The organism is Ruegeria sp. BC8, assembly GCF_056535705.1.
Genome location: NZ_JBQFIV010000001.1, coordinates 3,241,400 through 3,263,596, shown reverse-complemented (window position 1 = coordinate 3,263,596; position 22,197 = coordinate 3,241,400). Strand labels below are relative to the sequence as shown.

Here is a 22,197-nt window from a genome sequence, read left to right as displayed (position 1 = left end):
ACCTCACATGTAGTTCACGACATAGATCAGCGCGGCGATCGCCACCCAAGGCACGATATAAACACCCAGGATCAGTTTGCGACGGAACGAATTGTCATAGACATGCAATCCGCGTTCGACAAATGCTTCCTTGTTGCCGGTCTTGCCCTTCTCTTCCCACCACGTCTCAAGCTTTTGCCGCCGGACGCGACGCGAGTAAAGTGACAAGGCAAAGTAGGCAATCGTCTGAACGACAAGCAAACCGAGAAACAGGCGCATTGCTCCGAACATATCACTCTTTCCTTACCGCGCCCCAAGGGCCGACCCGTGCGATCACCGCCTCGCTGACCCGGTCCTCGCCACTCATGTCGGGTTCATGCCCGAACAGTGCGGCGCGGGCCCCGGCCTTGTCCACTTGATATTCACGGGCAAGAAACTCGGCCACATAGGCCTTTTTTGGCTCTGCCCAGCCACCATAGGTGCGGTAGAACAGTTCCTTGTGGCAAATGAACATCTGGCGCGGGTCCAGCGGGGCAAGTTCGGCCAGCAGCATATTCACAAGATCGCGGTTCGGGGTATTGGCGGCGCGCAGCGAATAGAAATAGGCCGGATGATCCGAGGTGATACGCGGCCAAGGCCCGCCATCTGTCGCCCAGCGCAACAATTGCGCGAGGCCATGATAGGCTTCGGGCAAGCGATCCGCGTGATTGCGCGCCAAACGCCGCATGTCGCTGCGGTCCAGCCCGGTCAGATCAATGCCCGCATCCGCGGCGGCGTCAACGGTCAGAAAGTCCATCTTCTGTTGCAGGATCGCGGCGGCATCCACGCCGCGGGCCTTGACGATCGGCTCGACCAGATCGTTGTAATTCAGAAATTTGGCAATCTGGTTTCGCTGCGACGGATCAAAGACATATTTGATCGGCAAATCCTCTGGCCTTTCACCCATGCAGATCGCCGCCGGGTGATCCAGATCCGGGAACAGATACATGCCGCCGAAATGCGCCGTCCAGAAGTTGCGCTGTTCAAACACCGTGTGGCGCAGCCGGACAGGGTTGCGGGTGACGTCGCCGGTTTCCTTAGCGGTTTCGATCATTTTCGCGATCAGCACATCATCGAACCAGGCGTCTTCCTCGGTCTTGAACCGCTCGACCATGCCTGCCAGCTGCTCGGCTTTGCGCAGGGTGCCGCCCACGGTGTCGGCCTCGATTTCAATATTGCGCAGGTTCAGCAGGTCGCGCGGCGTCGTGAGTTTGAAGACCGAGTTCACCAGCTCTCCGGCCACCGCATCGGTGGCGGTCAGGGCGAACAACTGCGCCTCGTTCATCTCGATGAATTCGCGTAGGATATCGCGCGAGGTCGAGAATTTGACGTTCAGCAGCGGCGCGCGTTTCTGTTCGGTCGTCAGCAGAATGAAATGCCGGTTGACCCCGTTGGGGTTGAGGTAAAGCTCATCCTCCAGCTCAATCCCCACCTCCGGCGAATAGCCCGAGATATCGACATGGAAATCCGTCAGCGCCGTGGTCTTGCCCGCCAGATGCTGCAGCGCGCGGTTATATCGCTCGACCAAAGCCGGGCTGGAGATGTGGACGAGATTGCCGAACATCAGGCCTTTTTCGATGAGGCGGATCATGACATTTGCCTTCCCGCGAAACGATAGCGATGCGCCCGGCCCGAGGGTGGGTGCGGAACGCTCCCGCCCTGGGGGGCGGGTCGGGCGCGTCGCGGCTGCGCCGCGATTATATCAGCCACCATAACCAGCTACACCTTGCCTTTCAGTGCTGTCTGAATTTGTTCGAACGCAGCGTTTATGCTCACCGCGGCTTCGCATTTTTGCTTGTAAGCTAAGTCTAAAAGATAGTTTTCTGCATCGTCTCTCCCTTGGATGGCATCTCTAGGCGTGGCATATCTCGTTTCTTCGGTTGCTAAAATTTTGCGCATCAATTCAAGTCCAACAGCGGCCACTGGTTCATAACTCTGTACGACTTTTGCACCCCATCTTAGCTCCGCCTCGGCGAGAAGTGTCTCTACGTCTGCCAAATGCTTCTTAGTTTTCCCAAACCTGTACCAGTAGACTACATAATTTGGTCCGTGAGGTGGTTCTGGCGCGCCATCAAGATTCCTCTCTTCAATAGAGACATCTGGGTATGTGATTGCCAGCAACGACTTCCGGTGCTGGAATACTGCAGCGGCTAATCTCCGTGCGAGATCTGAATCCAGTTGTCTCTTCCACGTGGAAAGACCTTTGAAAGCAGCAATTGGCGTGAGAATTGCACCAATTGCTATTCCAAGGTTTGAAATTGCCTCTAGCAATTCGATATTCTCCCAATAAGCAATGTTTAGTTCCGAAAACATGTAGCCCAGAATTATAATCCAGAGAAAAGTGACCAGCGACCATCTGAAAACCCGGTCAACAATCACCCCTTCCCCTCCAGATACCGCCGCTTGGCCTCTTCCATCCGGCCCATCTCGCGGACGGCGTTTTCGATGGCGACCTCGTCGCTCTTGTCGGCATAGCGGAACTCGCTGTCGGCGTAGCGGTTGATCTCCTGGATCACCATCTCGACGGTGATCGGCTGGCGCAGCTCCTCGATCATCGCCTTCTTGGTGTCGTAGTCGCGGAACAGGAACAGGTCGGGGTTTTCCATCCACTCGTCGGGCAGTTCGAAATCCATCGCGCGGACCTTGACTGCGTCGGTGATGTTCTTGATCGCGCGGCCGGTGAACCGCTCATCCGCCTGCTGGATCGCCTTGAGGTAGGTGCCCAGCTTGGCGATCGTGTCCATCTGGCCGATCTCACCAGAAACACGCTCATAGACCAGCAGCAAAGCATCCTCATGCGGGCGCGAGTGGCTTTCGAAACTGGCGGCGACGGCCTTCTTGATTTCCTGCGCGGCATAGGCGTCGTGCTCGCCCAGCGGGATGTCGTGGTTGCGGCCCATCAGCAGGTGCAGAATGTCAATGTAATCCTCACGCGTTTGCGGGCCGTCCACCAGAAACCGTGCTCCGGCACGCTGGCGCAGGGCGTCGTCCACATTCTCGGGGTAGTTCGAGAACATGCCAAAAGTGCAATTGCCGCGCACGACAGTGTTGGCACCCGCGAAGCTCTCCATCAGCACGGCGGTGATTTCCAGCTGGCCCGCGCTGGACTGCCTGTCGCCGCGTTTGCCCGCCAGCTGGTCGATATCGTCGATCGTGCCAAAGCCGATGACCGAGGGGTCGATGATCGTGTTGATGAACGCCTTGGCATTCTGGCCGGATTTGCCCTGATAGCTGTCGATATTGTCGGTGCTCAGGTTCTGATAACGAAACGGATAGCCCGCGTTCTGGCAGTAGTCATTGATCAGCCCGGCCATCATCTGGATCAGAGTGGTCTTGCCGGTGCCCGGTTTGCCGTCGCCCATGAAGGTAAAGATGAATCCGCCAAGCTCCGCGAACGGGTTCAGGCGACGGTCAAAATCATAAGCCATCAGCATTTTGGCCAGCTTCATGGCCTGATATTTGGCGATATGGTTGCCCACCACCTCGTTCGGTTTCTTGAACGTCATGGTGAGCGTGGTGGATTTGGCCTTCGACGCGGGCTCAAATCCACGGATCGTCAGATCGTCGGCCTCGATATGCCAGGCGGCGTTCTGGAACGGGGCCAGATAGCCAGCCGTTTGCGCGCGCAGAGCAGCTTTTTCCATCAGTTGCTCTGCATAGGCACTGGTGGCCGCGATCAGATGGGCATCATCGGGCGCGTGCTTGGCCAGAACCTGATCCAGCTCCCAAAGGGCACCGTGCAGGGCGAGTTGGCCGTTGTCTGTCAGGACCTCATCGATTTCACCGATTTCGACCGTGGTCTCACCCAGATGCGAGGACATCAAATAGGCCAACGCATTGCCGAAGGTGTGCAAGGTGATCAACGCTTCGGCGGTCAGCAGATCCGAGAATTCGGTCTTGCGCGCGGCGGCAAGATCTCCGGCCAGATTGGCGCGTTTCAGATCGGCCAGCGGGGTCTGGTCCGCATAGGTTTCGGCCACCGCCAAAGCGATGGCAATCGCCCGGCGGATCGCCTGCTGTGTGGTCGCCTGCTGCGGGGACACCAGCGCGTCGCCGTCATCCGCGGCCTCTATCCGTTCGACCAGATGCACCCCATCGGCCCGCGCAGTGCGGCGGGTTACCAACCCCGGCGTGGTCGACCGGAACCGCCGTCCCGTCGACACACCCGGTGACCGTTCGACGGCGGCCTCGGCGGGTTTGGCTATGCGCGGCGCATGCTCGAACCCGTTCAGCAACGCGGTGGCGGCAGGATAGTGCTTGCGAATATCGTCTTCGCGCAATTCCATCTGGTCTGACGTCAAACTCATTTCAAAATCGCCTTTGTATTATCAATATCGCAACACCTGCCCGGACTTGCTGACCACAAACTTGCGCACATCCGCAAAGCCTGGCGGATTGCGTTCGGCCAGAACCTGGAACGGACGCTGGGGAAGAATGATCGAGCGCTGGGTGCGTGTGGCCCCGGTCTCGGCCCCCTGTCCGCCGAAGGGGTCCAACGCAAAGACCTCGCGCTCGACGGTCGAGAACCATCCGGCGCGTTCTTCGATGACCTCTTCGCTGTGCAGCTCTTCGGTGGTCCAGGCCAGAGCCCAATCCTGCCCCTCGGGGGCTTGCGCGTCCTCCAACACCTGCCGCAGGGGGCCGGATTGCTCGGTATAGGCCGAGGAATACATCGGACCCACATGAATGCGGCGCAGATGTTTGGGGTGCAGGTCGTCGAAATCCTGGTCGAAGCCTTTGGCGATGGTCACCAGTTTCAAGCCACCAAGCGACTGCGCCATCAGATGCGCCTGCACTTCGGGCCAGCGACGCTGGTCCTTGGGCAGGGCCGTTTTGCCGCTGTCCTCCAACTGCATCAGGTAGATGACCGGCAGGTTGATCTGGCTGTCATAGACCGCCCAATGAATCAGGAATTTCCGCCGCTCGCCCTCGGTCTCGATCCAATGGCATTCCGGGTCATTGCGAGCCCAGAACAGCTGACCTTTCAACAATTCCTCGTAATAGAGCCTTTGGGACAGTGCGAACTGCAGCTTGGTGGGGATTTCCCTGTCGCTGATGATCGTCCGCACCATCTCGGTTTTCAGGTCCTCTTCCGAGGGCATATTCGCCAAATGTACCTGCGCCTGCTGCGCGTCATTGGCCATGGTCAGCAGTTCGGCCGCCACCGGAAACCCGCTGTCGCGTTTGTCCATGGCGAGGCTGCCAAAGAACCGCCCCGTGTCGCGCCCGACCAGCAGGTATTTCATGCTGAGCGCGCGGAAGGTGTAGAGCAGCCCCGAGAGGTAGCGCGACACGATCCGCACCTCTTGCTTGCTGATCGCGCCCTCGGCCTCCATCGTCGCGGCCACGCGCAGGAGGTGGACGGTGATCACCTCGAATTTGCGGAAATAGCGGCGCGAGGCAAAGGTATCGGTCAGGCCGACATGGTCTTGGGTTGGGTTACTCATTTAGCTTATCGACCAATAGAAGGAATACCTCGAATGCCAACCAAAGTGCGCCCCAGACTGCGAACACGACTGAAACTCCAAATGAGCCGAGCGCGAAGACCAATGGCACGAAGAACATCATCAATCTCAGATCGGGACCAAGGTATGCTGGAATCAATTGGGTCAGGTACCCGAACAGGATGAGAAGCGCCCCTAAGAGCGCAACGCCCACTGCTGAACTTAGCATCTTTAGCGGCGAACGGATCGCGTCCTCACCCCCCATACAAATTCTTATCATGCTTCTCGACAATCGAGGCAAACCGGCGGGCGAACCGCTCATCCGCCTTGGCCTTTTTCTCCAGCACGTCGCGGGCAAAGACCATGTGGTCCTCATGCGCCTCAAGCATGTCGGCCATTTTCTGGTTGGTCGCGGTGCCGATGGCGGCCATTGCCGTCTGAGCCTCTTGGTCGGTCTGCACGCCGATCTCGTTGATGCGGTGGGCCACGTCCTGCTGCTGCGCGGTTTTCAGCGATTTGGTCAGGGCGTCATACAGCACCACGCGTTGCTGCGTGTCTGTCTGCAGCTTGTTGATCAGCACCATCTGCGTCGCCGCCTGATTTTGCAGGGAGTCGACCCAGGTCTTGCCCTTTTCGATATAGCGCTCAAGCGTCTGGGACTTGGCCAGCTTCACCTGTTCTTCCTGAACCTTGGCGTTGTATTGCTTGTTCAGCTCGGCCAATTCAGACTCAAACTGGGTGCGCGCGGCGGCGTCCTGTTCGACGCTGATCTTGTTTTCCAATGTGATGATCGTCGGATCCATGCCCTGAATCTCTGCGCGCAGCGCCTCGAGTTCCGCCACGGTCGCCTCGCGGTCATCCAGCGTGACGGTCAGGTTGTTCTCCACCTTCACGCGCTGCTCTTCCAGCACGGCCAGTTGTCCTTCCAGCAGCTTCACGATCACGTCTGATTTCGCGATCAGGTCCTGCAGCTTGTCGTCGATATTGGCTGAGCGCATCCGTTCTTGGCGCATGGACTCGGATTTACCCTTCGAGAAGATGCCCACGAACGATTCCCACCCGGTCTTCGAGCGCATCTCGTCGAAATCCTTGGAAAACGCGCTGGTGACGTCGTCCAGCCCCATGATCAGTTCGGCGATGTTTGCGTTCATCACCTCGGTATGGGCGTGCACGTCTTCAAGCGTGGCATTTTCGATGTCGATATCCGCTTCGGCCGTTCCGATCTTGGCGCGTGCGGCCTCGATCCGCGAGGTCAGCCCTTCGATCTGCGACTGGCTTTCGCGCACCTTGGCCTGGGTTTCCTCGATCAATGCTTCGAATTGCTGGTTCGACATCTGTCCAATCCTTGTTTTTCTTATCTACCCAACAAGATAGGAAATGTTATAACGATTTACATCCCCCTGGGTCTCTCAAATCACCGGAACTTTGGCAAAACCCTATCGAAAAAGATAGGCGTCAAAACCAACAGCTGGCTGGCTCTTGATGCTTTCCGGCCCTTGCATCGCACGCCGATCTATTTTTTGATCAAATCTGGATTGATTGACGCCCCCGGGTGGCCCTAGACATGTTCTGCGCCACCTGATTGGGTACGCGCAAATTCTTTCCCTGCCCGGAGGCCGACCCATGCTGGATACCACGACCGACCTGAAATCGCTTTTGAAGAACCCCGACCTTCTGGTCACCAAGGCCTATATCGGCGGGCAATGGGTCGATGGTGACAACGGCACCTTTGCCGTCACCAATCCGGCCCGCGGCGACGTGATCGCCGAGGTCGCGGATGTCAGCCGCGCCCAGGTGGCCGGTGCCATCGCGCAGGCCGAGGCCGCACAGAAGGAATGGGCCAAGCTGACCGGCAAGGAGCGCGCCGCGATCCTGCGCCGGTGGTTCGACCTGATGATGGAAAACGCCGAGGATCTGGGCAAGATCCTGACCGCCGAGCAAGGCAAGCCCCTGGCCGAGGCGGTGGGCGAGATCGCCTATGGCGCGTCCTTCATCGAATTCTTCGGCGAAGAGGCCAAGCGGGTCTATGGCGAGACCATCCCCGGCCATCAGCGCGACAAGCGGATCATGGTGCTGAAACAGCCGATCGGGGTGGCGGCCTCGATCACGCCGTGGAACTTCCCCAACGCGATGATCACGCGCAAGGCAGGCCCGGCACTGGCCGCTGGCTGCGCCTTCGTCGCGCGCCCGGCCACCGAAACGCCCCTGTCGGCGCTGGTGCTGGCGCTGCTGGCCGAACAGGCCGGCGTTCCGGCGGGCGTGTTCAACGTGGTGCCTTCGTCACAGGCCAGCGAGATCGGCAAGGAGTTCTGCGAGAACCCCGGCGTGCGCAAGCTGACCTTTACCGGCTCGACCGAGGTGGGCCGGATCTTGCTGCGTCAGGCCGCGGACCAGGTCATGAAATGCTCGATGGAGCTGGGCGGCAACGCGCCGTTCATCGTGTTCGACGACGCCGATCTGGATGCCGCCGTCGAAGGCGCGATGCTGTGCAAATTCCGCAACAACGGCCAGACCTGCGTCTGTGCCAACCGCATCTATGTGCAGGCCGGTGTCTATGACGCCTTTGCCGCCAAGCTCAAGGCCGCGGTCGAGGCATTGAAAATCGGCGACGGCCTGTCCGATGGCACAACGACCGGCCCGCTGATCAGCGACGAGGCGGTGGCCAAGGTGCAGGAACATATCGCCGATGCCACGGCCAATGGCGGCGCGATCCTGACCGGTGGCCTGCCGCACGATCTGGGCGGCACCTTCTTCCAGCCGACGATCATCACCGACGTGACCCAGGACATGAAGGTCGCGCAGGAAGAGACCTTTGGTCCGCTGGCGCCCCTGTTCAAATTCGAGGACGAGGACGAGGTGATCGCCATGGCCAATGACACGATCTTCGGCCTCGCCTCGTATTTCTACGCCAAGGATCTGAGCCGCGTGTACAAGGTGGCCGAGGCGCTGGAATACGGCATCGTCGGCATCAACACCGGCATCATCAGCTCGGAACTGGGCCCGTTTGGTGGTGTCAAGCAATCCGGCCTTGGCCGTGAAGGCAGCCACCACGGCATGGAAGACTATCTCGAGATGAAATACATCTGCATGGCGGTCTGATCGGACGGACCATGAGACAAGGGCGCCTCTGGGCGCCCTTTTTCTTTGCAACCGTCATGAAAAACCCCGCGTCCGGAGGAACGCGGGGTTGTGCGACAACCGAGGGAGGAGACGATCATCGCCGCTTGGGCAGTCTTGGCCTCAGTTCACGGGCTTGGCGTCAACCACGTCCTGTTCGATCGCCTTGGTCGAGGTGATCTCGATCCGGCGCGGTTTCAGCGCTTCGGGCACCTCGCGCTTCAGGTCGATGTGCAGCATGCCGTTTTCCAGGCTGGCGCCGGTCACGCGGACGTGGTCGGCCAGAGCAAAACGACGCTCGAAGGCGCGGGTGGCGATGCCGCGATGCAGATAGGTGCGCTTGGTGTCTTCGGTGGCTTTCTTGCCGGCCACGACCAGCGCGTTTTCCTTGACTTCGATCGTCAGGTCATCTTCGGCAAAGCCGGCGACTGCGATCGAAATACGATACGCATCGGCATCGGTTTTTTCGATGTTGTACGGGGGATAGCTGGGTTGTGACACTTCGCTGGTCATAACCCGATCCATGATGTCGGCAATCTGGTCAAAGCCGACGGTTGCACGGTGCAGTGGTGCAAAATCAAAGCTACGCATGTTCGTTATCCTCATGTTCAGAGCGATTTACGAGTTTTGCCCTCCGATTGGACGGGCGTTGGCGATTGTCGGACCCCGGTTTGGCTGCCCGACACACATGAGATGGGAAAGGATCTGGCTGAGTTCAAGACCCGCCGGAGCTGATGAATTTCGCGCCCGAGCTGGACTTGCCCGAGCCGACCTGCAGCCGCCGGATCTTGGCCTTTGGCTGCGGCGCATCCCGCCGCATGATGGCCTTGAGGTCCGAGACGATCCCCTCAAGTTCCATGCCGAACCCGACCTTGCGACGGCCGTCGGTACCAACCGCCGATACCACAGAAAGGATCTGCCAACGCGGCCCGTTTCGGGCCAGAATGGCCGAACCGGAGGATCCGAACGTGACATCGCAATTGAAGGTAATCAGACCTTGGCGCCGCTCGAGAATCCGGCAGGACCGCTGGCGCGTGATTGCCTCGGACCGGCCGCGCCCGTACGAAGCGATGCTGATCTCGTCCCCGGCGACCCGGCCACTGTGCAACGCAAATGGGTTGGCGACGGTATACGGGATCGGTTGATCCAGTCGCATCAGGGCGACATCGACCCGCACCATCTCGGGTGACAGGCCAACCCGGGGATCATAGTCGGGAAGGACGGCGATCTGCACGACCGTGCCTTCGGCAAGCGCATGTCCATCGCTCAGACCTGCGCGAAAGGTGACTTCGCCGGGTGCATAGGTCCGGCCGGTGGCCTTGTCCGTCGCACAATGGGCTGCGGTCAGAACAAGATCCTGCGCGATCAGCGTGCCTGTGCAGAACGAGCGGTCTCCGATGTCCAGCCGTCCGATCGCCTCCCAACCATACAGGTCGTCCCGATCGGTCAACCGGCGCTTGCCACTGTCCTGGGCCAGCGCCGATGCAGCAATCCCGGCCAAAATCAGGGCCAATGTCACGATACGGCAGGTCATGGCCGGACAAACCTTGCGCCGACGTTCTTTCCAGGCTCGAGCGTATTGCCGGAAGCGCCAAATCCATTCCCTGCGGACAGCTCGGTACGCAGCACCTCCAGCGACTCTTCCAGCGCTGTTCCCAACGATACCCGCCGGCCTTCCAATTCGGCCTTTGCGGACACGACCGATACGATCCGGGGGTGATCCCCTGAGAACGAGAAGATCGGCGCGCCGGACGCACCCAAATCCACGTCACAGGACATGACCAGCACCCCCGATTGCTGCGCCATGACCGAGCAGACCTGTTGCAGCGAAGGGGCTTCTGCGCGGTTGTGGGCGTACGAAACCACTCCGACATCCTCACCACGTGTTGGCCTGTAGCCGGTTTCAAACGGGATCACGGTCGTATTTCGGATCGGCTGCCACAACTCGATCAGCGCGACGTCGTGGCGCACGCGGCTGACGGATGCGGCGCGGTCATACTCGTATTCCGGATGAATGACCGCCTGGCGCGCCGTACGATATGCCGATGCGCGGCCGTGTCGCCACCCCGCCAGAAACTCGATTTGGCCCGGATCAATTCGTTGGCGGGTCGCTTGGTCGAACAGACAATGCGCTGCAGTCAGAACAAGCGTGGGTGAGATCAACGCACCAGTGCAGAAGCCGGTGCCGTCGATGTTCAGCCGTCCGACCGCCATCCATTCGCGCCCGGAATCCGAGGTTTCAAGGCTTTGCAGCCCAGTATCCTGCGCCGTGGCTGCCAATGGCAGAACACATAACGCTATCGCCCTGATCCATGTGCGCACGCGGTTCTCCGGCATGAGGTATCGGCCAATCTACTTACGCGTGGCGTTTGGCGAAAATAGGGCAGAGCCGGACCGCGCCTAATCCGCACCAGACTGATGCGTCGGCGCATCAGGCCCGATCACCGCAGGATCGGCACCGTATCCGCAGGCTGTCCGGCCCGATCCAGCGCAAGGGGCCGAGGCCCGCCCGTGGCCCAATCCAACAGCTCGACCGTATGCACGATGGGCAGTCGGGTGCCCGACCCGATCTGCATCATGCAGCCGATGTTCCCGGCCGCGATCAGATCGGGGTTCCTGGCCTCGAGCGTGCGCACCTTGCGCTGTTTCAGCTTCGCCGAGATCTCGGGCTGCATCAGGTTGTAGGTGCCGGCGCTGCCGCAGCACAGGTGGCTGTCGGCGGGCTCGACCACCGTGTACCCCGCCTGTTTCAGCAGGTCCTTGGGATAGGTCTTGATCTGCTGCCCGTGTTGCAGCGAGCAGGCCGCGTGATAGGCCACCGTCAGCCCCTTGTCGTCACCCTGCGGCAAGTCCAGCTGCATCAGGATCTCGCTGACATCCATGGCAATGCCCGACACCCGCGCCGCGTCCTCGGCCAGTGGATCGTCGCGGAACATGTGCCCGTAATCCTTGACCGTGGTGCCGCAGCCCGAGGTATTGATGACGATCGCATCCAGCCCCTTGCCGTCCATCTCGCGGGTCCAGGCGCGGATATTGGCGGCTGCGGTGGCATGGCTTTCGCGGGTCTTGCCCATGTGATGGGTCAACGCCCCGCAGCAGCCGGCGCCCTCGGCCACAACGACCTCGCAGCCCAGCCGGGTCAGCAGGCGGATCGTGGCATCGTTGATGTCGGTGTTCAGCGCCTTTTGCGCACAGCCCGTCATCAGGGCCACGCGTTTGATCGCCTGTCCCTTGGGCGCAAAGCTTTGGGGGTCGTCATTGCGGCTGACGGGCGGGATGTGTTTCGGCGCCATGTCCAGCATCGCCCGCAGGCGCGCGTCGGGCATTAGAAAGCGGAACGGCCGCCCCAGCTTGGCCCCGATCAGCGCCCAGCGGAACCGCATCGGATAGGGCAGGATCCGCGCCAGAACCCACCGGAGCGCCCGGTCCGAGAAGGGGCGCTTGTAGCGGTTTTCAATATATTCACGCGCGTGATCGACCAGATGCATGTAATGCACGCCCGACGGGCAGGTCGTCATGCAGGCCAGGCAGGACAGGCAGCGGTCGATATGCTTGACGGTCTTTTCATCCGGCACACGCTCGTTTTCCAGCATGTCCTTGATCAGGTAGATGCGCCCGCGGGGGCTGTCCAATTCGTCGCCCAGCACCTGATAGGTTGGGCAGGTGGCGGTGCAGAACCCGCAATGCACGCAGTTGCGCAAAATCTCGTTCGCGCGGCGGGTGCCGGGGTCTTTCAACTGGTCTTCGGTGAATGTGGTCTGCATCGCCCTATCCCATCAGCCCGGGGTTAAACACGCCGCGCGGGTCGAATTTCTGTCGAATCCCCTGTGTCAGAGCAGCAATACCCTGCGGTTCCGGCTGGAACCGGCCCAACCGGGCAAGGGTATCGGCCCCGGCCCGCACCAGCGTGGCGTGGCCGGAAAACGCGCCGATGCGCGCGCGCAGGTCGGTGCCTGCGGGCACCAGCGCCCAGATCAACCCGCCGCCCCAGTCGAACAGGGTCCGATCAGCCTCGGCCCGCGCGGCGATTTCGGGCGCGTCGCCGGGTTTGACCGAAATCCGCCAGACTTCGCCGGGCGTGTCGGCTAAATCGGCCGCATCGCGGATCGCCTGCCACAGGGCGTCCGATGGCTCGACCGGATCAACTGCGCCGAACTGGGCAAGCAACTCCTGCAGACGCCCGGTGCGATACGAGACCGATTCAGCAAACCCCTCGATCCGGATCAAGGCGCGCTGCTGCTGCGGATCATAGGCTGCGCCGGTGACCTCAAAGGGTGATTTCAGGGCCTCGGACAGGATGCGAACCGCAGTCGCGGCGTCCTTGGCGGGTACGGCCAGCGTCGCGCTGGCCTCGGGTTTGGGCAGCACTTTCAGCGACACCTCGGTCAGCACGCCCAGCGTGCCCCAGGACCCGGCCATCAGCTTGACCAGATCATAGCCGGTGACGTTCTTCATCACCCGCCCGCCATTCTTGATGATCTGCCCCTGCCCGTCGACAAAGCGCACGCCCAGCAGGAAATCACGGCAGGCCCCGGCCTGAATCCGGCGCGGCCCCGAGACGTTGGCCGCCACGACACCGCCGATCGTGGGCGCGCCCGAGGATCCCAGCAGGGCGCGATGGTCCATCGGCTCGAACGCCAGCTGCTGACCTTCGGCCTCCAAAGCGGCCTCGATCTCAGCCAGCGGGGTTCCGGCCTGCGCCACAAGCGTCAACGCCCCCGGCTCGTACAGGGTGATCCCGCGCAGCCCCTCGGTGCTCAGCATCCGGTCGGGGCCGGTCACACCGCGCGTGCCGCCACCGACAACGCGTACCGGTTCATTCAGGCCGGCCACGATTTCGGCCAGTTCAGACTCTGATTCAGGTCTCATTGCGGGGTCCGTTCTGTCTTGGGAGTCATTCCGCCGCCATCGGCACGACGCGCCGGGCCGCACTGGCGTCCAGCGGGAACACCTTGGCGGGGTTCAGCAGCCATTTCGGGTCGAACACGTCCTTGACGGCCATCTGCGCCTCAAGGTCCTGAGGCGCGTATTGATGATGCATCAGGTCGCGTTTTTCGATGCCCACCCCATGCTCGCCGGTCAGGCAGCCGCCGGCATCGACGCACAGTTTCAGGATCTCGGCCCCGAAGGCCTCGCACTTTTCCAGATCGCCGGGCTTGTTCGCATCGAACAGGATCAGCGGGTGCATGTTGCCGTCGCCGGCGTGGAACACGTTGCCCACGGGCAGGCCGAATTCCTTGCTCAATTCACCGATGCGGCGCAGCACGTCCGGCAGGGCCGACACCGGAATCGTGCCGTCCAGACACATATAGTCGTTGATCTGCCCCATCGCGCCAAAGGCCGATTTCCGGCCCAGCCAGATGCGGGCGCTTTCCTCGGCCGACTGGCTTTCGCGCAGCTCGACCGGGTTGTGTCGTTTGGCGATCTCGACGATCTTGGCCAACTGGCTGTCGATCTCGGCGTCCGAGCCTTCGACCTCGACAATCAGCAGCGCCTCGCAATTCGGATAGCCGGCATGGGCAAAATTCTCGCAGGCCTCGATGCACAGCCGGTCCATGAACTCGATCGCCACGGGCAGGATGCCGGATTTGATGATGTCCGAGACGCATTCGCCCGCCACCGCATTGTCATCAAAACCCATCAGGACCGGGCGCGCGCCCTCGGGCTTGCGCAGGATGCGCAGCGTCGCCTCGGTGACGACCCCCAGCTGCCCTTCCGAGCCGCAGACCACGCCCAACAGGTCCAGCCCGCCGGAATCCAGATGCGCGCCGCCGATCTCGACCACGCGGCCATCCATCAGCACCATCGTCACGCCCAGCAGGTTGTTGGTGGTCACGCCGTATTTCAGGCAATGCGCGCCGCCCGAGTTCATCGCGATATTGCCCGCGATGGCGCAGGCCAGCTGCGACGACGGATCGGGCGCATAGAAGAAATCCTGCTCTTCGACCGCGCCGGAGACGCTCAAATTGGTGCGGCCGGTCTGCACACGGATGAAGCGGTTGTCATAGTCAATCTCGAGCACCTCGTTCATGCGGGCCACGCCCAGGATCACGCAATCGGCGGTGGGCAGCGCCCCACCAGCCAGCGAGGTCCCGGCCCCGCGCGGCACGACCGGCACGCCTTCGTCGTGGCAGATTCGCAGAATGTCCGAGACCTCCTGCGTCGAAGACGGCAGTACCGCGATCATCGGCGCGCATTTGTAGGCGGTCAGGGCGTCGCACTCATAGGCGCGGGTTTCGGACGGATCGGCAATGACGGCATCTTCGGGAAGAACCTGCCGCAGACGGGCAAGAACGCTGGCCTTGCGGGCCAAAACGTCGGGGTTGGGCTGTGGCATGTCCATGGCGGATCCTCCAGTTTGGTAAAATAATATTACCAATTTCTGCATCTGGCAAGTTGCCTTCGTCGGACGTACTGTCGCGCCATGACATTGACCGAACGCGCCCTGCTGTTTTCGCCCCTGGACTACGCCGCCGTCCTGCTGTTGCTGATCGCCTGGCAATGGATCGGATGGCGGATCGAGAACCCCGCGCCCGGCAAGCGCTCGGTCGCGGTGATGATGGACGAATTCCGCCGCTGCTGGATGCGCGAAATGGTGACCCGTCAGCCCCGCATGTTCGACGCCCAGGTCGTGGGCACGATGCGTCAGGGCAGTACGTTTTTTGCCTCGACCACGATGATCGCCATCGGGGGCGGGCTGGCCCTTCTGGGCAATACCGAGCGGCTGTCGGGCGTCGCCAAGGATCTGGCCATCGGCAGCGCACCGGCCATGGTGTGGGAGGTCAAGATCCTGATCGTGCTGCTGTTTCTGTCGAATGCCTTTCTGAAATACGTTTGGGCGCACCGGCTGTTCGGCTACTGCGCGGTGCTGATGGCGGCGGTGCCCAACGAGCCCGTGGATCCGCAGGCCTATCCCCGCGCGGCGCAGGCGGCCGAGATCTGCGTGACCGCCGCGCGCAGCTTCAACCGTGCCCTGCGCTCCACCTATTTCGCGCTGGCGTCGCTGGCCTGGATCCTGGGCCCGATCGCGCTGATCATCGGCACGCTTCTGACGCTGGGAGTGCTGTACCGACGCGAGTTTGCCTCGCATTCCCGCGCGATCCTGCTGAGCCTGCCGCCGGACACGCAGACGTGATAGCGCCCCGCCCGATCAGATCATAGACTGGCGAAATGCGACACCTGATCCCCTGCCTGTTTCTGGCCGCCCCGGCCCTCGCCGATCCGCCGATGGTCGAAAATGTCACCGCGACGCGCACGGGCGAGACCTGGCGATTCGACGTGACCATCCGCCATCCCGATACCGGGTGGGACCACTATGCCGATGGCTGGCGCGTTCTGGCGATGGACGGAACCGAGCTGGGGATGAGGGTGCTGCATCACCCGCACGAGACCGAGCAGCCCTTTACCCGGTCGCTGGCCGGGGTCGCGATCCCCGAAGGCGCGAGTCAGGTTCAGGTGCAGGCCCGGTGCAGTGTCGATGGCTGGAACGCGGACACCACGCTTGTGACGCTCGACTGATCGTCAGAACACGCCCAGCGACAGCCCGGCGCCAAGCGCCGCGCCGATCTCGCTGCATTTGACCAGTTCATCCTCGGGGATGGTCTTTTCCGCCAGTATCGCCTCGTGCGTCTGGGCGTGGGTGCAGACGATGAGGGGCGGTTGCACCTGTTTCAGGCGCCAACCGGTGGCGATGCGCGCCAGTTGCCGCGCCGCGTTCTGACCGTCGGACCCGGCGCAGATCATCTGCGCGTAGGGCCGCCCCTCGATCCGGCCCAGAACCGGATAGTAGCAGCGGTCGAAAAAGTCCTTTATGACGCCTGACAGCGCCGCGAGGTTCTCGGGCGCGCAAAAGATGTATCCGTCGGCCGCCAGCAAATCGTCGGGTCCCGCCTGCTCGGCGGGTTTCAGGCTGACCTCGGCCTCGGCGCTGGCCGCCTGTGCGGCCGCATCGGCCATCTGCCGGCTGCCGCCGGTGCGCGAATGATAGACGATCAGTAGACGGGCCACAGTGGTCAGGCCCGATGATACGGGCCGCCCGACAGGATCGTCGCGGCACGATAGAGTTGTTCCGACAGCATCACCCGGACAAGCATATGCGGCCAGACCATGGCGCCGAAAGAAATCGAAAAATCGGCCTCGGCCCGCAGCGCCGGGTCGATACCGTCGGCGCCGCCGATGACAAAGGCCAGATCCTGCCGGCCCATGTCACGCCACCCGGCCAGCTTCCGCGCGAAATCGGGGGAAGACATCACCTTTCCCCGCTCGTCCAATGTGCAGATCACCGCCCCATTGGGCAGCGCCTTGCGCAGCAAGCCGGCCTCGGCGCCCATACCGGCGTTCTTCTTGTCTTCGACCTCGATCACGCGCGCAGGCCCCAAGCCCAGGCTGCGGCCGGTCCGGTCGAAACGGGTCAGATAGTCGTCAAGCAGGGTCTTCTCCGGTCCGGCACGCAATCGCCCGACCGCACAAATGCTGATACGCATGTCGCTCTCGCCGCCGGCCCTTCAATACGGGCCGGGATGGCGCCTCAGTTGGCCGAGGCGCTGCCGCCCTGAGGCAGCCACATCTTTTCCAGCTGGTAGAATTCGCGCACTTCGGGGCGGAAGATATGGACGATCACATCGCCCGTATCGATCAGCACCCAGTCGCCGGCATCCTTGCCTTCGACCTTCGAGGTGAAACCGAATTCCTGCTTGATGCGATCCGTCAGCTTTTCCGCCATCGCCGACACCTGACGCGTCGACCGGCCCGAAGCGATAACCATGTAGTCGGCCACCGAAGACTTGCCCTGCAGGTTGATCTGCACAACATCTTCGGCCTTGTCATCGGAAAGTGAGGAAAGGATGCGTTCAAGCAGCTTGTCGCTGATTGACTGAGAGCGGGCCATCACAGCGGCCCCTTCATCGGCGGGCAAACCCGCCTGTGTGTGTAGAGACAGGACATGGTCCTCCTTGCTAAAGCGCCGCGTAACCCCGGCGCCGGGGTACTATTAAGGTAGCAAGGCAATTGCAACATTTCAATGAACGGCAACCGTTGATGGCTCGGGGCTGATCAATCCGTGTCCAGATGTGGCACAGCGGTGTCGGTGGCACCCTGCCCCAGCAGGCGCACTTCGCGCTGCGGGAAGGGAATCGAGATGCCCTCGGCCTGGAATGCATCCCACAGCGCCAGATAGACATTGCCGCGGATGTTGGTCAGGCCGGCCGTCGGGTCCCGGATCCAGAACCGCAGCACGTAATCGACGCTGCTGTCGCCGAACCCGGTGATGTGGCAGACCGGTTCGTGCTTGCCGCCGCTCAGCACGCGTTTGACTGATTTCACCGTTCGCACGGCGGTCTCGCGCACCTTGTGCGGGTCGTCGCCGTAGCTGGTGCCGAAGGTCAGATCTAGGCGGACGAACTCGTCGGAATGGGACCAGTTCACCACCTGCCCGGTAATCAGATCCTCGTTCGGGATCAGGTATTCGCGCCCGTCGCGGGTAACGACCGAGACGTAGCGGGCGCCCAGCGCGTTGATCCAACCGAACGTGTCGCCCAGCGAGATCACGTCGCCCGGCTTGATCGACCGGTCCATCAGGATGATGATCCCCGAGATCAGGTTCGACACGACCTTCTGCAGGCCGAAGCCGATGCCCACGCCGACCGCACCGGACAACAGCGCGATCCCGGTCAGGTCGAATCCCAGCGTCCGGATCCCGACCAGAAAGACCAGCCCGTAAAACGCGACCTGGATACCCTTGGCCAGCAGCACCTGCATCGAGGGCGAGATGTCGTCATTGCTTTTCAGCCCGCGTTCAGCCGCCCGGGTGCCAAGCCGCGCCAGCACCAACAACGCGCCGATCAGCAGAATGGCCTTGAGAATCCCCAATGCCGAGATGTGAAGGCTGCCGATCGAAATCGCCACGCCGTCCAGGAACTCGGCGACGTCATCGGTCAGACTCAGCGCGACCAGCGTGGCGTAGATCCACATCGACCAGCGGAAGATGCGCCGAATCGTCCGGTTGCGGACCAGTCGCGAAATCAGCGCGATCGCCAGCCACGCGGTTGCCAGCGTTGCCAGAACACCGATGATGTAACTCCGCGATGGCCAGGTGACCTGCTGCATCACCAGATAAACACCCCAAGCCAGCACGACGAAGTAGACCAGCGTCATCCGCTGCATCAGCTGAACCAGAACCCGCAACCGCCATTTTGGCCATCCACTGCGTGCCCGCGCCCAGGCTTCCCACCGGCTTTTTGTCAGCAGAGTCAAAAGGAAGGACAGCGCCACCAGCCCCAGGATGATGGCGATCTGATACTGCCGCCACCCCGGAGTCACGATCAGCTCGACCAGGTTCCCAAGCTGCAACAGAAAGGCCTCGGCCATGTTGTCGAACAGCTCTGAAATCGAACTTGGGATCAAATCATTGTCCATGCGGGTCTCCTGCCGCCAGATTGAACAGCAATGTGGCGGCTTGCAAGGCCCACCGACCTGTCCAGGGACGCGGATTGAGCCTTGATTGACGAGGGGGCGCGATATATCTGGATCGCATGAGATTCCATCAGGCCCCTGCTCCGAACCTGCAAGACCGCGCGCGCCTGCGTGAACGGTTCTTCGGGGCCGCCCGCACGGTTCTGGCCCGCCTATAATCGGCGCCCAGCCACTCGCCAGCATTTCTCAATACAGACGGGAGAGGACCGATGTCCCCCAAAACACTCTATGACAAGATCTGGGATGCCCATGTCGTGCATGAAGCCGACGATGGCACCTGCCTGCTTTATATCGACCGCCACCTGGTGCACGAAGTGACCAGCCCGCAGGCCTTCGAAGGCCTTCGCATGGCGGGCCGCAAGGTGCGCGCGCCGGAAAAGACGATCGCCGTGCCGGACCATAACGTGCCCACCACGCCCGACCGCGTGAACGGGATCGAAAACCCCGAATCGCGCATTCAGGTCGAAGCGCTGGACAAGAACGCCCGCGAATTCGGCATTCACTACTACCCGGTGAATGATATCCGTCAGGGCATCGTCCACATCGTCGGCCCCGAACAGGGCTGGACCCTGCCGGGCATGACCGTTGTCTGCGGCGACAGCCACACCGCCACCCACGGCGCGTTCGGCGCGCTGGCCCACGGCATCGGCACCTCTGAGGTCGAGCATGTTCTGGCCACGCAGACGCTGATCCAGAAGAAGTCCAAGAACATGAAGGTCGAGATCACCGGCAAACTGCAGCCGGGCGTGACCGCCAAGGACATCACCCTGGCCGTGATCGGCGAAACCGGCACCGCCGGCGGCACCGGCTATGTGATCGAATATTGCGGCGAAGCGATCCGCGACCTGTCGATGGAAGGCCGCATGACCGTCTGCAACATGGCCATCGAGGGCGGCGCCCGCGCCGGCCTGATCGCGCCGGACGAAAAGACGTTCGAATACGTCAAGGGCCGCCCGCACGCTCCCAAGGGCGCGCAGTGGGAGGCCGCCCTGGCCTGGTGGAAGACGCTCTATTCCGACGACGACGCCCATTGGGACAAGGTCGTCACCATCCGCGGCGAAGAAATCGCCCCCGTGGTTACCTGGGGCACCAGCCCCGAAGACGTTCTGCCGATCACCGCGACCGTGCCCAACCCCGAGGATTTCGAGGGCGGCAAGGTCGAGGCCGCGCGCCGCTCGATCGAATACATGGGGCTCAAGCCGGGCCAGAAACTGAGCGACATCGAGATCGACACGGTCTTCATCGGCTCCTGCACCAACGGCCGGATCGAGGACCTGCGCGCCGCTGCCGAGATACTGAAGGGCAAAAAGATCAAGGACGGCATCCGCGCCATGGTCGTGCCCGGCTCGGGCCTTGTCCGCGCGCAGGCCGAAGAGGAAGGCATCGCCGACATCTTCAAGCAGGCCGGCTTTGAATGGCGCCTTGCGGGCTGTTCGATGTGCCTGGCCATGAACCCCGACCAGCTGACGCCGGGCGAGCGCTGCGCCGCCACCTCGAACCGCAATTTCGAGGGCCGTCAGGGCCGCGGCGGACGCACCCATCTGCTGAGCCCCGCGATGGCTGCCGCTGCGGCAATCACGGGAAAGCTGACAGATGTGCGTGAATTGATGTAAGGTCCCCTCATATCTAGATATTTGAGGGAGAGACTGAAATGAGTGAATGGGTCAAATGGCTCCTGATGGGGCTTCTGTCGATCGTGTTCGGCATATTCGTGCTGGGCGCACCGGTTGTGGCATCCGTGGCAGTGACCGTGGTCACCGGCGTCCTTTTGCTGGTGTCCGGCGTTCTGCAGGTTGTCGGCGGTTTCACCGTCGAAGGAACCGGAAACAAGATCCTGGCCTTCATCATGGGTGCGGTCATGCTGTTCCTGGGCTGGTCGTTTCTGGACCATCCGCTGGCAGGCACTCTGACGCTGGCAACAGTGGTGCTTATCTTGTTCATGGCAGGCGGGATCGCACGGATCATTCTCTCGTTTCAGATGCGAGGCACGTCATTTTTCTGGCCAACCCTGATCTCGGGCATCTTGTCGATCATCCTGGCAGGCATCATCTGGTCTTATGCAAGCTCGGAACCGGCGGTGCTGTTCCAGTTGCTGGGCATCCTGCTGGGCATCGAGATGCTGTTCAACGGGTTCGGATTGGTCTTCATGGCGTTCTTCGTCAAGAACGCGCCCAAAGACGAAACAACAGAAGCTCAACAAGCTTGAAACGCGGGGCATGGGGCCTGACCTCTCCCGCAGGAGTGTGAACATGGAAAAGTTTGAAAAAGTCCACGGTGTGGCAGCCCCCATGCCCCTGATCAATATCGACACCGATATGATCATTCCCAAGGTGCATCTGAAAACAATCAAACGGTCCGGCCTCGGCGTCGTCCTGTTCGACGAGATGCGCTATCACGATGACGGGCGCGAGAACGAAGAGTTCGTCCTGAACAAACCCGCTTATCGCAACGCAGAGATTCTGGTGGCCGGCGACAACTTCGGGTGCGGCTCATCTCGGGAACACGCGCCTTGGGCGATCAAGGATTTCGGTATCAAGGTGGTCATCTCGACCAGCTTCGCCGACATCTTCTTCAACAACTGCTTCAAGAACGGCATCCTGCCCATCGTCGTCGAAGAACACCACCACGTCATTCTGATGGAGGATGCCCACAAGGGCGAGAACGCACGTATGACCGTGCACCTGGAAGATCAGCAGATCGTGACCTCGGACGGCGTCGTGATCGAGTTTGATATCGACCCGCACCGCAAGCATTGCCTGCTTAACGGTCTGGACGATATCGGCCTGACGATGGAAAAAGATCACCACATCGACTCGTTCGAATCCCATGCCGGACAGGCGCGCCCCTGGGTGTGATTCTGGGGATGAATCTGTGGATACTCAACCTGACGGGGTCGCCAAGGCGGCCCCGTTCGCATTCTTGGGGTTAAAGTCAAAGCAACCACAACATGTAGAGAACTATTTCCATTACACGTCGAATTTGCGACGTGAATGATGCAAAGCCGCACCAGTTTCGCCATCTTTTTGCCCGAAATCACGTGTTTTCTGCACCTCGGCTTGAGCGAAATGCCGCTTATCGCCAATGATGGCGCTAAAGGGGCATCCGCCAAATATCGAGATTGGCGGGCATCAAGTTGGAACCAAGTCGG

The 22,197-nt window shown here is 61.5% G+C and carries 23 protein-coding genes; 7 read left to right on the top strand and 16 right to left on the bottom strand.

The annotated features are described in order from the left end of the window. Positions 1 to 3: 3 nt before the first annotated feature. From ACR3EK_RS16390 to ACR3EK_RS16365, 6 genes are all read right to left on the bottom strand, one after another. Positions 4 to 270 carry a hypothetical protein gene (locus ACR3EK_RS16390; protein WP_093963662.1) on the bottom strand — a complete coding sequence of 89 codons (267 nt, stop codon included), beginning with the start codon at positions 268 to 270 and terminating at the stop codon, positions 4 to 6. Position 271: 1 nt separating this feature from the next. Beyond that, complete coding sequence (locus ACR3EK_RS16385) at positions 272 to 1,609, bottom strand: DUF6638 family protein (RefSeq protein WP_480633926.1); 1,338 nt, start codon at positions 1,607 to 1,609, stop codon at positions 272 to 274. 128 nt (positions 1,610 to 1,737) lie between these two features. Further along, on the bottom strand, positions 1,738 to 2,397 hold the full coding sequence (locus tag ACR3EK_RS16380; RefSeq protein ID WP_480633925.1) for a hypothetical protein: 660 nt from the start codon (positions 2,395 to 2,397) through the stop codon (positions 1,738 to 1,740). After that, positions 2,394 to 4,325: an AAA family ATPase gene (locus ACR3EK_RS16375; RefSeq protein ID WP_480633924.1), complete on the bottom strand. Its 1,932-nt coding sequence runs from the start codon at positions 4,323 to 4,325 to the stop codon at positions 2,394 to 2,396. Before ACR3EK_RS16375 ends, ACR3EK_RS16380 begins: the two co-directional genes overlap by 4 nt. 21 nt (positions 4,326 to 4,346) lie before the next feature. After that, a complete protein-coding gene (locus tag ACR3EK_RS16370) occupies positions 4,347 to 5,465 on the bottom strand; it encodes a hypothetical protein (RefSeq protein WP_480633923.1) in 1,119 nt (372 codons plus the stop codon). 251 nt (positions 5,466 to 5,716) lie between these two features. After that, entirely contained in the window at positions 5,717 to 6,796 is a 1,080-nt protein-coding gene (locus ACR3EK_RS16365) for a coiled-coil domain-containing protein (RefSeq protein ID WP_170583031.1), read from the bottom strand. 289 nt (positions 6,797 to 7,085) lie between these two features. Here ACR3EK_RS16365 and ACR3EK_RS16360 point away from each other — a divergent pair, with 289 nt between their 5' ends. Next, a complete protein-coding gene (locus ACR3EK_RS16360; protein ID WP_170342490.1) occupies positions 7,086 to 8,561 on the top strand; it encodes an NAD-dependent succinate-semialdehyde dehydrogenase in 1,476 nt (491 codons plus the stop codon). Positions 8,562 to 8,702: 141 nt separating this feature from the next. Here ACR3EK_RS16360 and ACR3EK_RS16355 read toward each other — a convergent pair whose 3' ends face one another. From ACR3EK_RS16355 to ACR3EK_RS16330, 6 genes are all read right to left on the bottom strand, one after another. Then, a complete protein-coding gene (locus ACR3EK_RS16355) occupies positions 8,703 to 9,170 on the bottom strand; it encodes an Hsp20 family protein (protein ID WP_170372489.1) in 468 nt (155 codons plus the stop codon). 124 nt (positions 9,171 to 9,294) lie between these two features. Next, the gene (locus ACR3EK_RS16350; protein WP_170365630.1) at positions 9,295 to 10,113 is read right to left on the bottom strand and encodes a trypsin-like serine peptidase; all 819 of its coding nucleotides are present in this window, start codon (positions 10,111 to 10,113) and stop codon (positions 9,295 to 9,297) included. Continuing rightward, positions 10,110 to 10,901 carry a trypsin-like serine peptidase gene (locus ACR3EK_RS16345; protein ID WP_260063911.1) on the bottom strand — a complete coding sequence of 264 codons (792 nt, stop codon included), beginning with the start codon at positions 10,899 to 10,901 and terminating at the stop codon, positions 10,110 to 10,112. The genes ACR3EK_RS16350 and ACR3EK_RS16345 overlap by 4 nt, the downstream gene beginning before the upstream one ends. A gap of 119 nt (positions 10,902 to 11,020) precedes the next feature. Beyond that, complete coding sequence (glcF, locus tag ACR3EK_RS16340; protein ID WP_480633922.1) at positions 11,021 to 12,343, bottom strand: glycolate oxidase subunit GlcF; 1,323 nt, start codon at positions 12,341 to 12,343, stop codon at positions 11,021 to 11,023. 4 nt (positions 12,344 to 12,347) lie between these two features. Next, the gene (locus ACR3EK_RS16335; RefSeq protein ID WP_480633921.1) at positions 12,348 to 13,448 is read right to left on the bottom strand and encodes an FAD-binding protein; all 1,101 of its coding nucleotides are present in this window, start codon (positions 13,446 to 13,448) and stop codon (positions 12,348 to 12,350) included. A gap of 25 nt (positions 13,449 to 13,473) precedes the next feature. Then, on the bottom strand, positions 13,474 to 14,922 hold the full coding sequence (locus ACR3EK_RS16330) for an FAD-linked oxidase C-terminal domain-containing protein (protein WP_480633920.1): 1,449 nt from the start codon (positions 14,920 to 14,922) through the stop codon (positions 13,474 to 13,476). 81 nt (positions 14,923 to 15,003) lie between these two features. Between ACR3EK_RS16330 and ACR3EK_RS16325 the strand changes: the two genes are divergently transcribed. Both ACR3EK_RS16325 and ACR3EK_RS16320 read left to right on the top strand, forming a co-directional pair. Beyond that, entirely contained in the window at positions 15,004 to 15,714 is a 711-nt protein-coding gene (locus tag ACR3EK_RS16325) for a DUF599 domain-containing protein (RefSeq protein ID WP_480633919.1), read from the top strand. Between the two features lie 35 nt (positions 15,715 to 15,749). Continuing rightward, positions 15,750 to 16,097, top strand: coding sequence for a hypothetical protein (locus ACR3EK_RS16320; RefSeq protein ID WP_480633918.1), 348 nt, complete (start codon positions 15,750 to 15,752; stop codon positions 16,095 to 16,097). Between the two features lie 3 nt (positions 16,098 to 16,100). On the opposite strand, the gene ACR3EK_RS16315 is transcribed toward ACR3EK_RS16320, so the two are convergent. The 4 genes from ACR3EK_RS16315 to ACR3EK_RS16300 all read right to left on the bottom strand — a co-directional run bounded on the left by ACR3EK_RS16315 (position 16,101) and on the right by ACR3EK_RS16300 (position 18,992). Next, positions 16,101 to 16,586 (bottom strand): flavodoxin family protein, encoded by a 486-nt coding sequence (locus ACR3EK_RS16315; protein ID WP_480633917.1) that lies wholly within the window; start codon positions 16,584 to 16,586, stop codon positions 16,101 to 16,103. Positions 16,587 to 16,591: 5 nt separating this feature from the next. Beyond that, the gene (gene rlmH / locus ACR3EK_RS16310; RefSeq protein ID WP_170589246.1) at positions 16,592 to 17,062 is read right to left on the bottom strand and encodes a 23S rRNA (pseudouridine(1915)-N(3))-methyltransferase RlmH; all 471 of its coding nucleotides are present in this window, start codon (positions 17,060 to 17,062) and stop codon (positions 16,592 to 16,594) included. Positions 17,063 to 17,106: 44 nt separating this feature from the next. Continuing rightward, a complete protein-coding gene (gene rsfS / locus ACR3EK_RS16305) occupies positions 17,107 to 17,466 on the bottom strand; it encodes a ribosome silencing factor (protein ID WP_093963679.1) in 360 nt (119 codons plus the stop codon). Positions 17,467 to 17,630: 164 nt separating this feature from the next. Then, the gene (locus tag ACR3EK_RS16300) at positions 17,631 to 18,992 is read right to left on the bottom strand and encodes a mechanosensitive ion channel family protein (protein ID WP_480633916.1); all 1,362 of its coding nucleotides are present in this window, start codon (positions 18,990 to 18,992) and stop codon (positions 17,631 to 17,633) included. Positions 18,993 to 19,108: 116 nt separating this feature from the next. Between ACR3EK_RS16300 and ACR3EK_RS16295 the strand changes: the two genes are divergently transcribed. From ACR3EK_RS16295 to leuD, 4 genes are read left to right on the top strand one after another with little or no spacing between them, the layout of a single operon-like run. Beyond that, entirely contained in the window at positions 19,109 to 19,207 is a 99-nt protein-coding gene (locus tag ACR3EK_RS16295; RefSeq protein ID WP_141138497.1) for an isopropylmalate isomerase, read from the top strand. 51 nt (positions 19,208 to 19,258) lie between these two features. Beyond that, entirely contained in the window at positions 19,259 to 20,662 is a 1,404-nt protein-coding gene (gene leuC / locus ACR3EK_RS16290; protein ID WP_170343175.1) for a 3-isopropylmalate dehydratase large subunit, read from the top strand. A gap of 38 nt (positions 20,663 to 20,700) precedes the next feature. Beyond that, positions 20,701 to 21,255, top strand: coding sequence for an HdeD family acid-resistance protein (locus tag ACR3EK_RS16285; protein ID WP_170343176.1), 555 nt, complete (start codon positions 20,701 to 20,703; stop codon positions 21,253 to 21,255). A 43-nt stretch (positions 21,256 to 21,298) separates the two neighbouring features. Continuing rightward, the gene (leuD, locus tag ACR3EK_RS16280) at positions 21,299 to 21,904 is read left to right on the top strand and encodes a 3-isopropylmalate dehydratase small subunit (RefSeq protein ID WP_170461225.1); all 606 of its coding nucleotides are present in this window, start codon (positions 21,299 to 21,301) and stop codon (positions 21,902 to 21,904) included. Positions 21,905 to 22,197 lie beyond the last annotated feature (293 nt).

Excerpts from the sequence above, each read along its gene's own strand:
- ACR3EK_RS16390 (WP_093963662.1), bottom strand. The coding sequence starts at position 270 with ATGTTCGGAGCAATGCGCCTGTTTCTCGGTTTGCTTGTCGTTCAGACG.
- ACR3EK_RS16385 (WP_480633926.1), bottom strand. The coding sequence starts at position 1,609 with ATGATCCGCCTCATCGAAAAAGGCCTGATGTTCGGCAATCTCGTCCAC.
- ACR3EK_RS16375 (WP_480633924.1), bottom strand. The coding sequence starts at position 4,325 with ATGAGTTTGACGTCAGACCAGATGGAATTGCGCGAAGACGATATTCGC.
- ACR3EK_RS16370 (WP_480633923.1), bottom strand. The coding sequence starts at position 5,465 with ATGAGTAACCCAACCCAAGACCATGTCGGCCTGACCGATACCTTTGCC.
- ACR3EK_RS16365 (WP_170583031.1), bottom strand. The coding sequence starts at position 6,796 with ATGTCGAACCAGCAATTCGAAGCATTGATCGAGGAAACCCAGGCCAAG.
- ACR3EK_RS16360 (WP_170342490.1), top strand. The coding sequence starts at position 7,086 with ATGCTGGATACCACGACCGACCTGAAATCGCTTTTGAAGAACCCCGAC.
- ACR3EK_RS16355 (WP_170372489.1), bottom strand. The coding sequence starts at position 9,170 with ATGCGTAGCTTTGATTTTGCACCACTGCACCGTGCAACCGTCGGCTTT.
- ACR3EK_RS16350 (WP_170365630.1), bottom strand. The coding sequence starts at position 10,113 with ATGACCTGCCGTATCGTGACATTGGCCCTGATTTTGGCCGGGATTGCT.
- glcF (WP_480633922.1), bottom strand. The coding sequence starts at position 12,343 with ATGCAGACCACATTCACCGAAGACCAGTTGAAAGACCCCGGCACCCGC.
- ACR3EK_RS16335 (WP_480633921.1), bottom strand. The coding sequence starts at position 13,448 with ATGAGACCTGAATCAGAGTCTGAACTGGCCGAAATCGTGGCCGGCCTG.
- ACR3EK_RS16330 (WP_480633920.1), bottom strand. The coding sequence starts at position 14,922 with ATGGACATGCCACAGCCCAACCCCGACGTTTTGGCCCGCAAGGCCAGC.
- ACR3EK_RS16325 (WP_480633919.1), top strand. The coding sequence starts at position 15,004 with ATGACATTGACCGAACGCGCCCTGCTGTTTTCGCCCCTGGACTACGCC.
- ACR3EK_RS16320 (WP_480633918.1), top strand. The coding sequence starts at position 15,750 with ATGCGACACCTGATCCCCTGCCTGTTTCTGGCCGCCCCGGCCCTCGCC.
- rlmH (WP_170589246.1), bottom strand. The coding sequence starts at position 17,062 with ATGCGTATCAGCATTTGTGCGGTCGGGCGATTGCGTGCCGGACCGGAG.
- rsfS (WP_093963679.1), bottom strand. The coding sequence starts at position 17,466 with ATGGCCCGCTCTCAGTCAATCAGCGACAAGCTGCTTGAACGCATCCTT.
- ACR3EK_RS16300 (WP_480633916.1), bottom strand. The coding sequence starts at position 18,992 with ATGGACAATGATTTGATCCCAAGTTCGATTTCAGAGCTGTTCGACAAC.
- ACR3EK_RS16295 (WP_141138497.1), top strand. The coding sequence starts at position 19,109 with ATGAGATTCCATCAGGCCCCTGCTCCGAACCTGCAAGACCGCGCGCGC.
- leuC (WP_170343175.1), top strand. The coding sequence starts at position 19,259 with ATGTCCCCCAAAACACTCTATGACAAGATCTGGGATGCCCATGTCGTG.
- ACR3EK_RS16285 (WP_170343176.1), top strand. The coding sequence starts at position 20,701 with ATGAGTGAATGGGTCAAATGGCTCCTGATGGGGCTTCTGTCGATCGTG.
- leuD (WP_170461225.1), top strand. The coding sequence starts at position 21,299 with ATGGAAAAGTTTGAAAAAGTCCACGGTGTGGCAGCCCCCATGCCCCTG.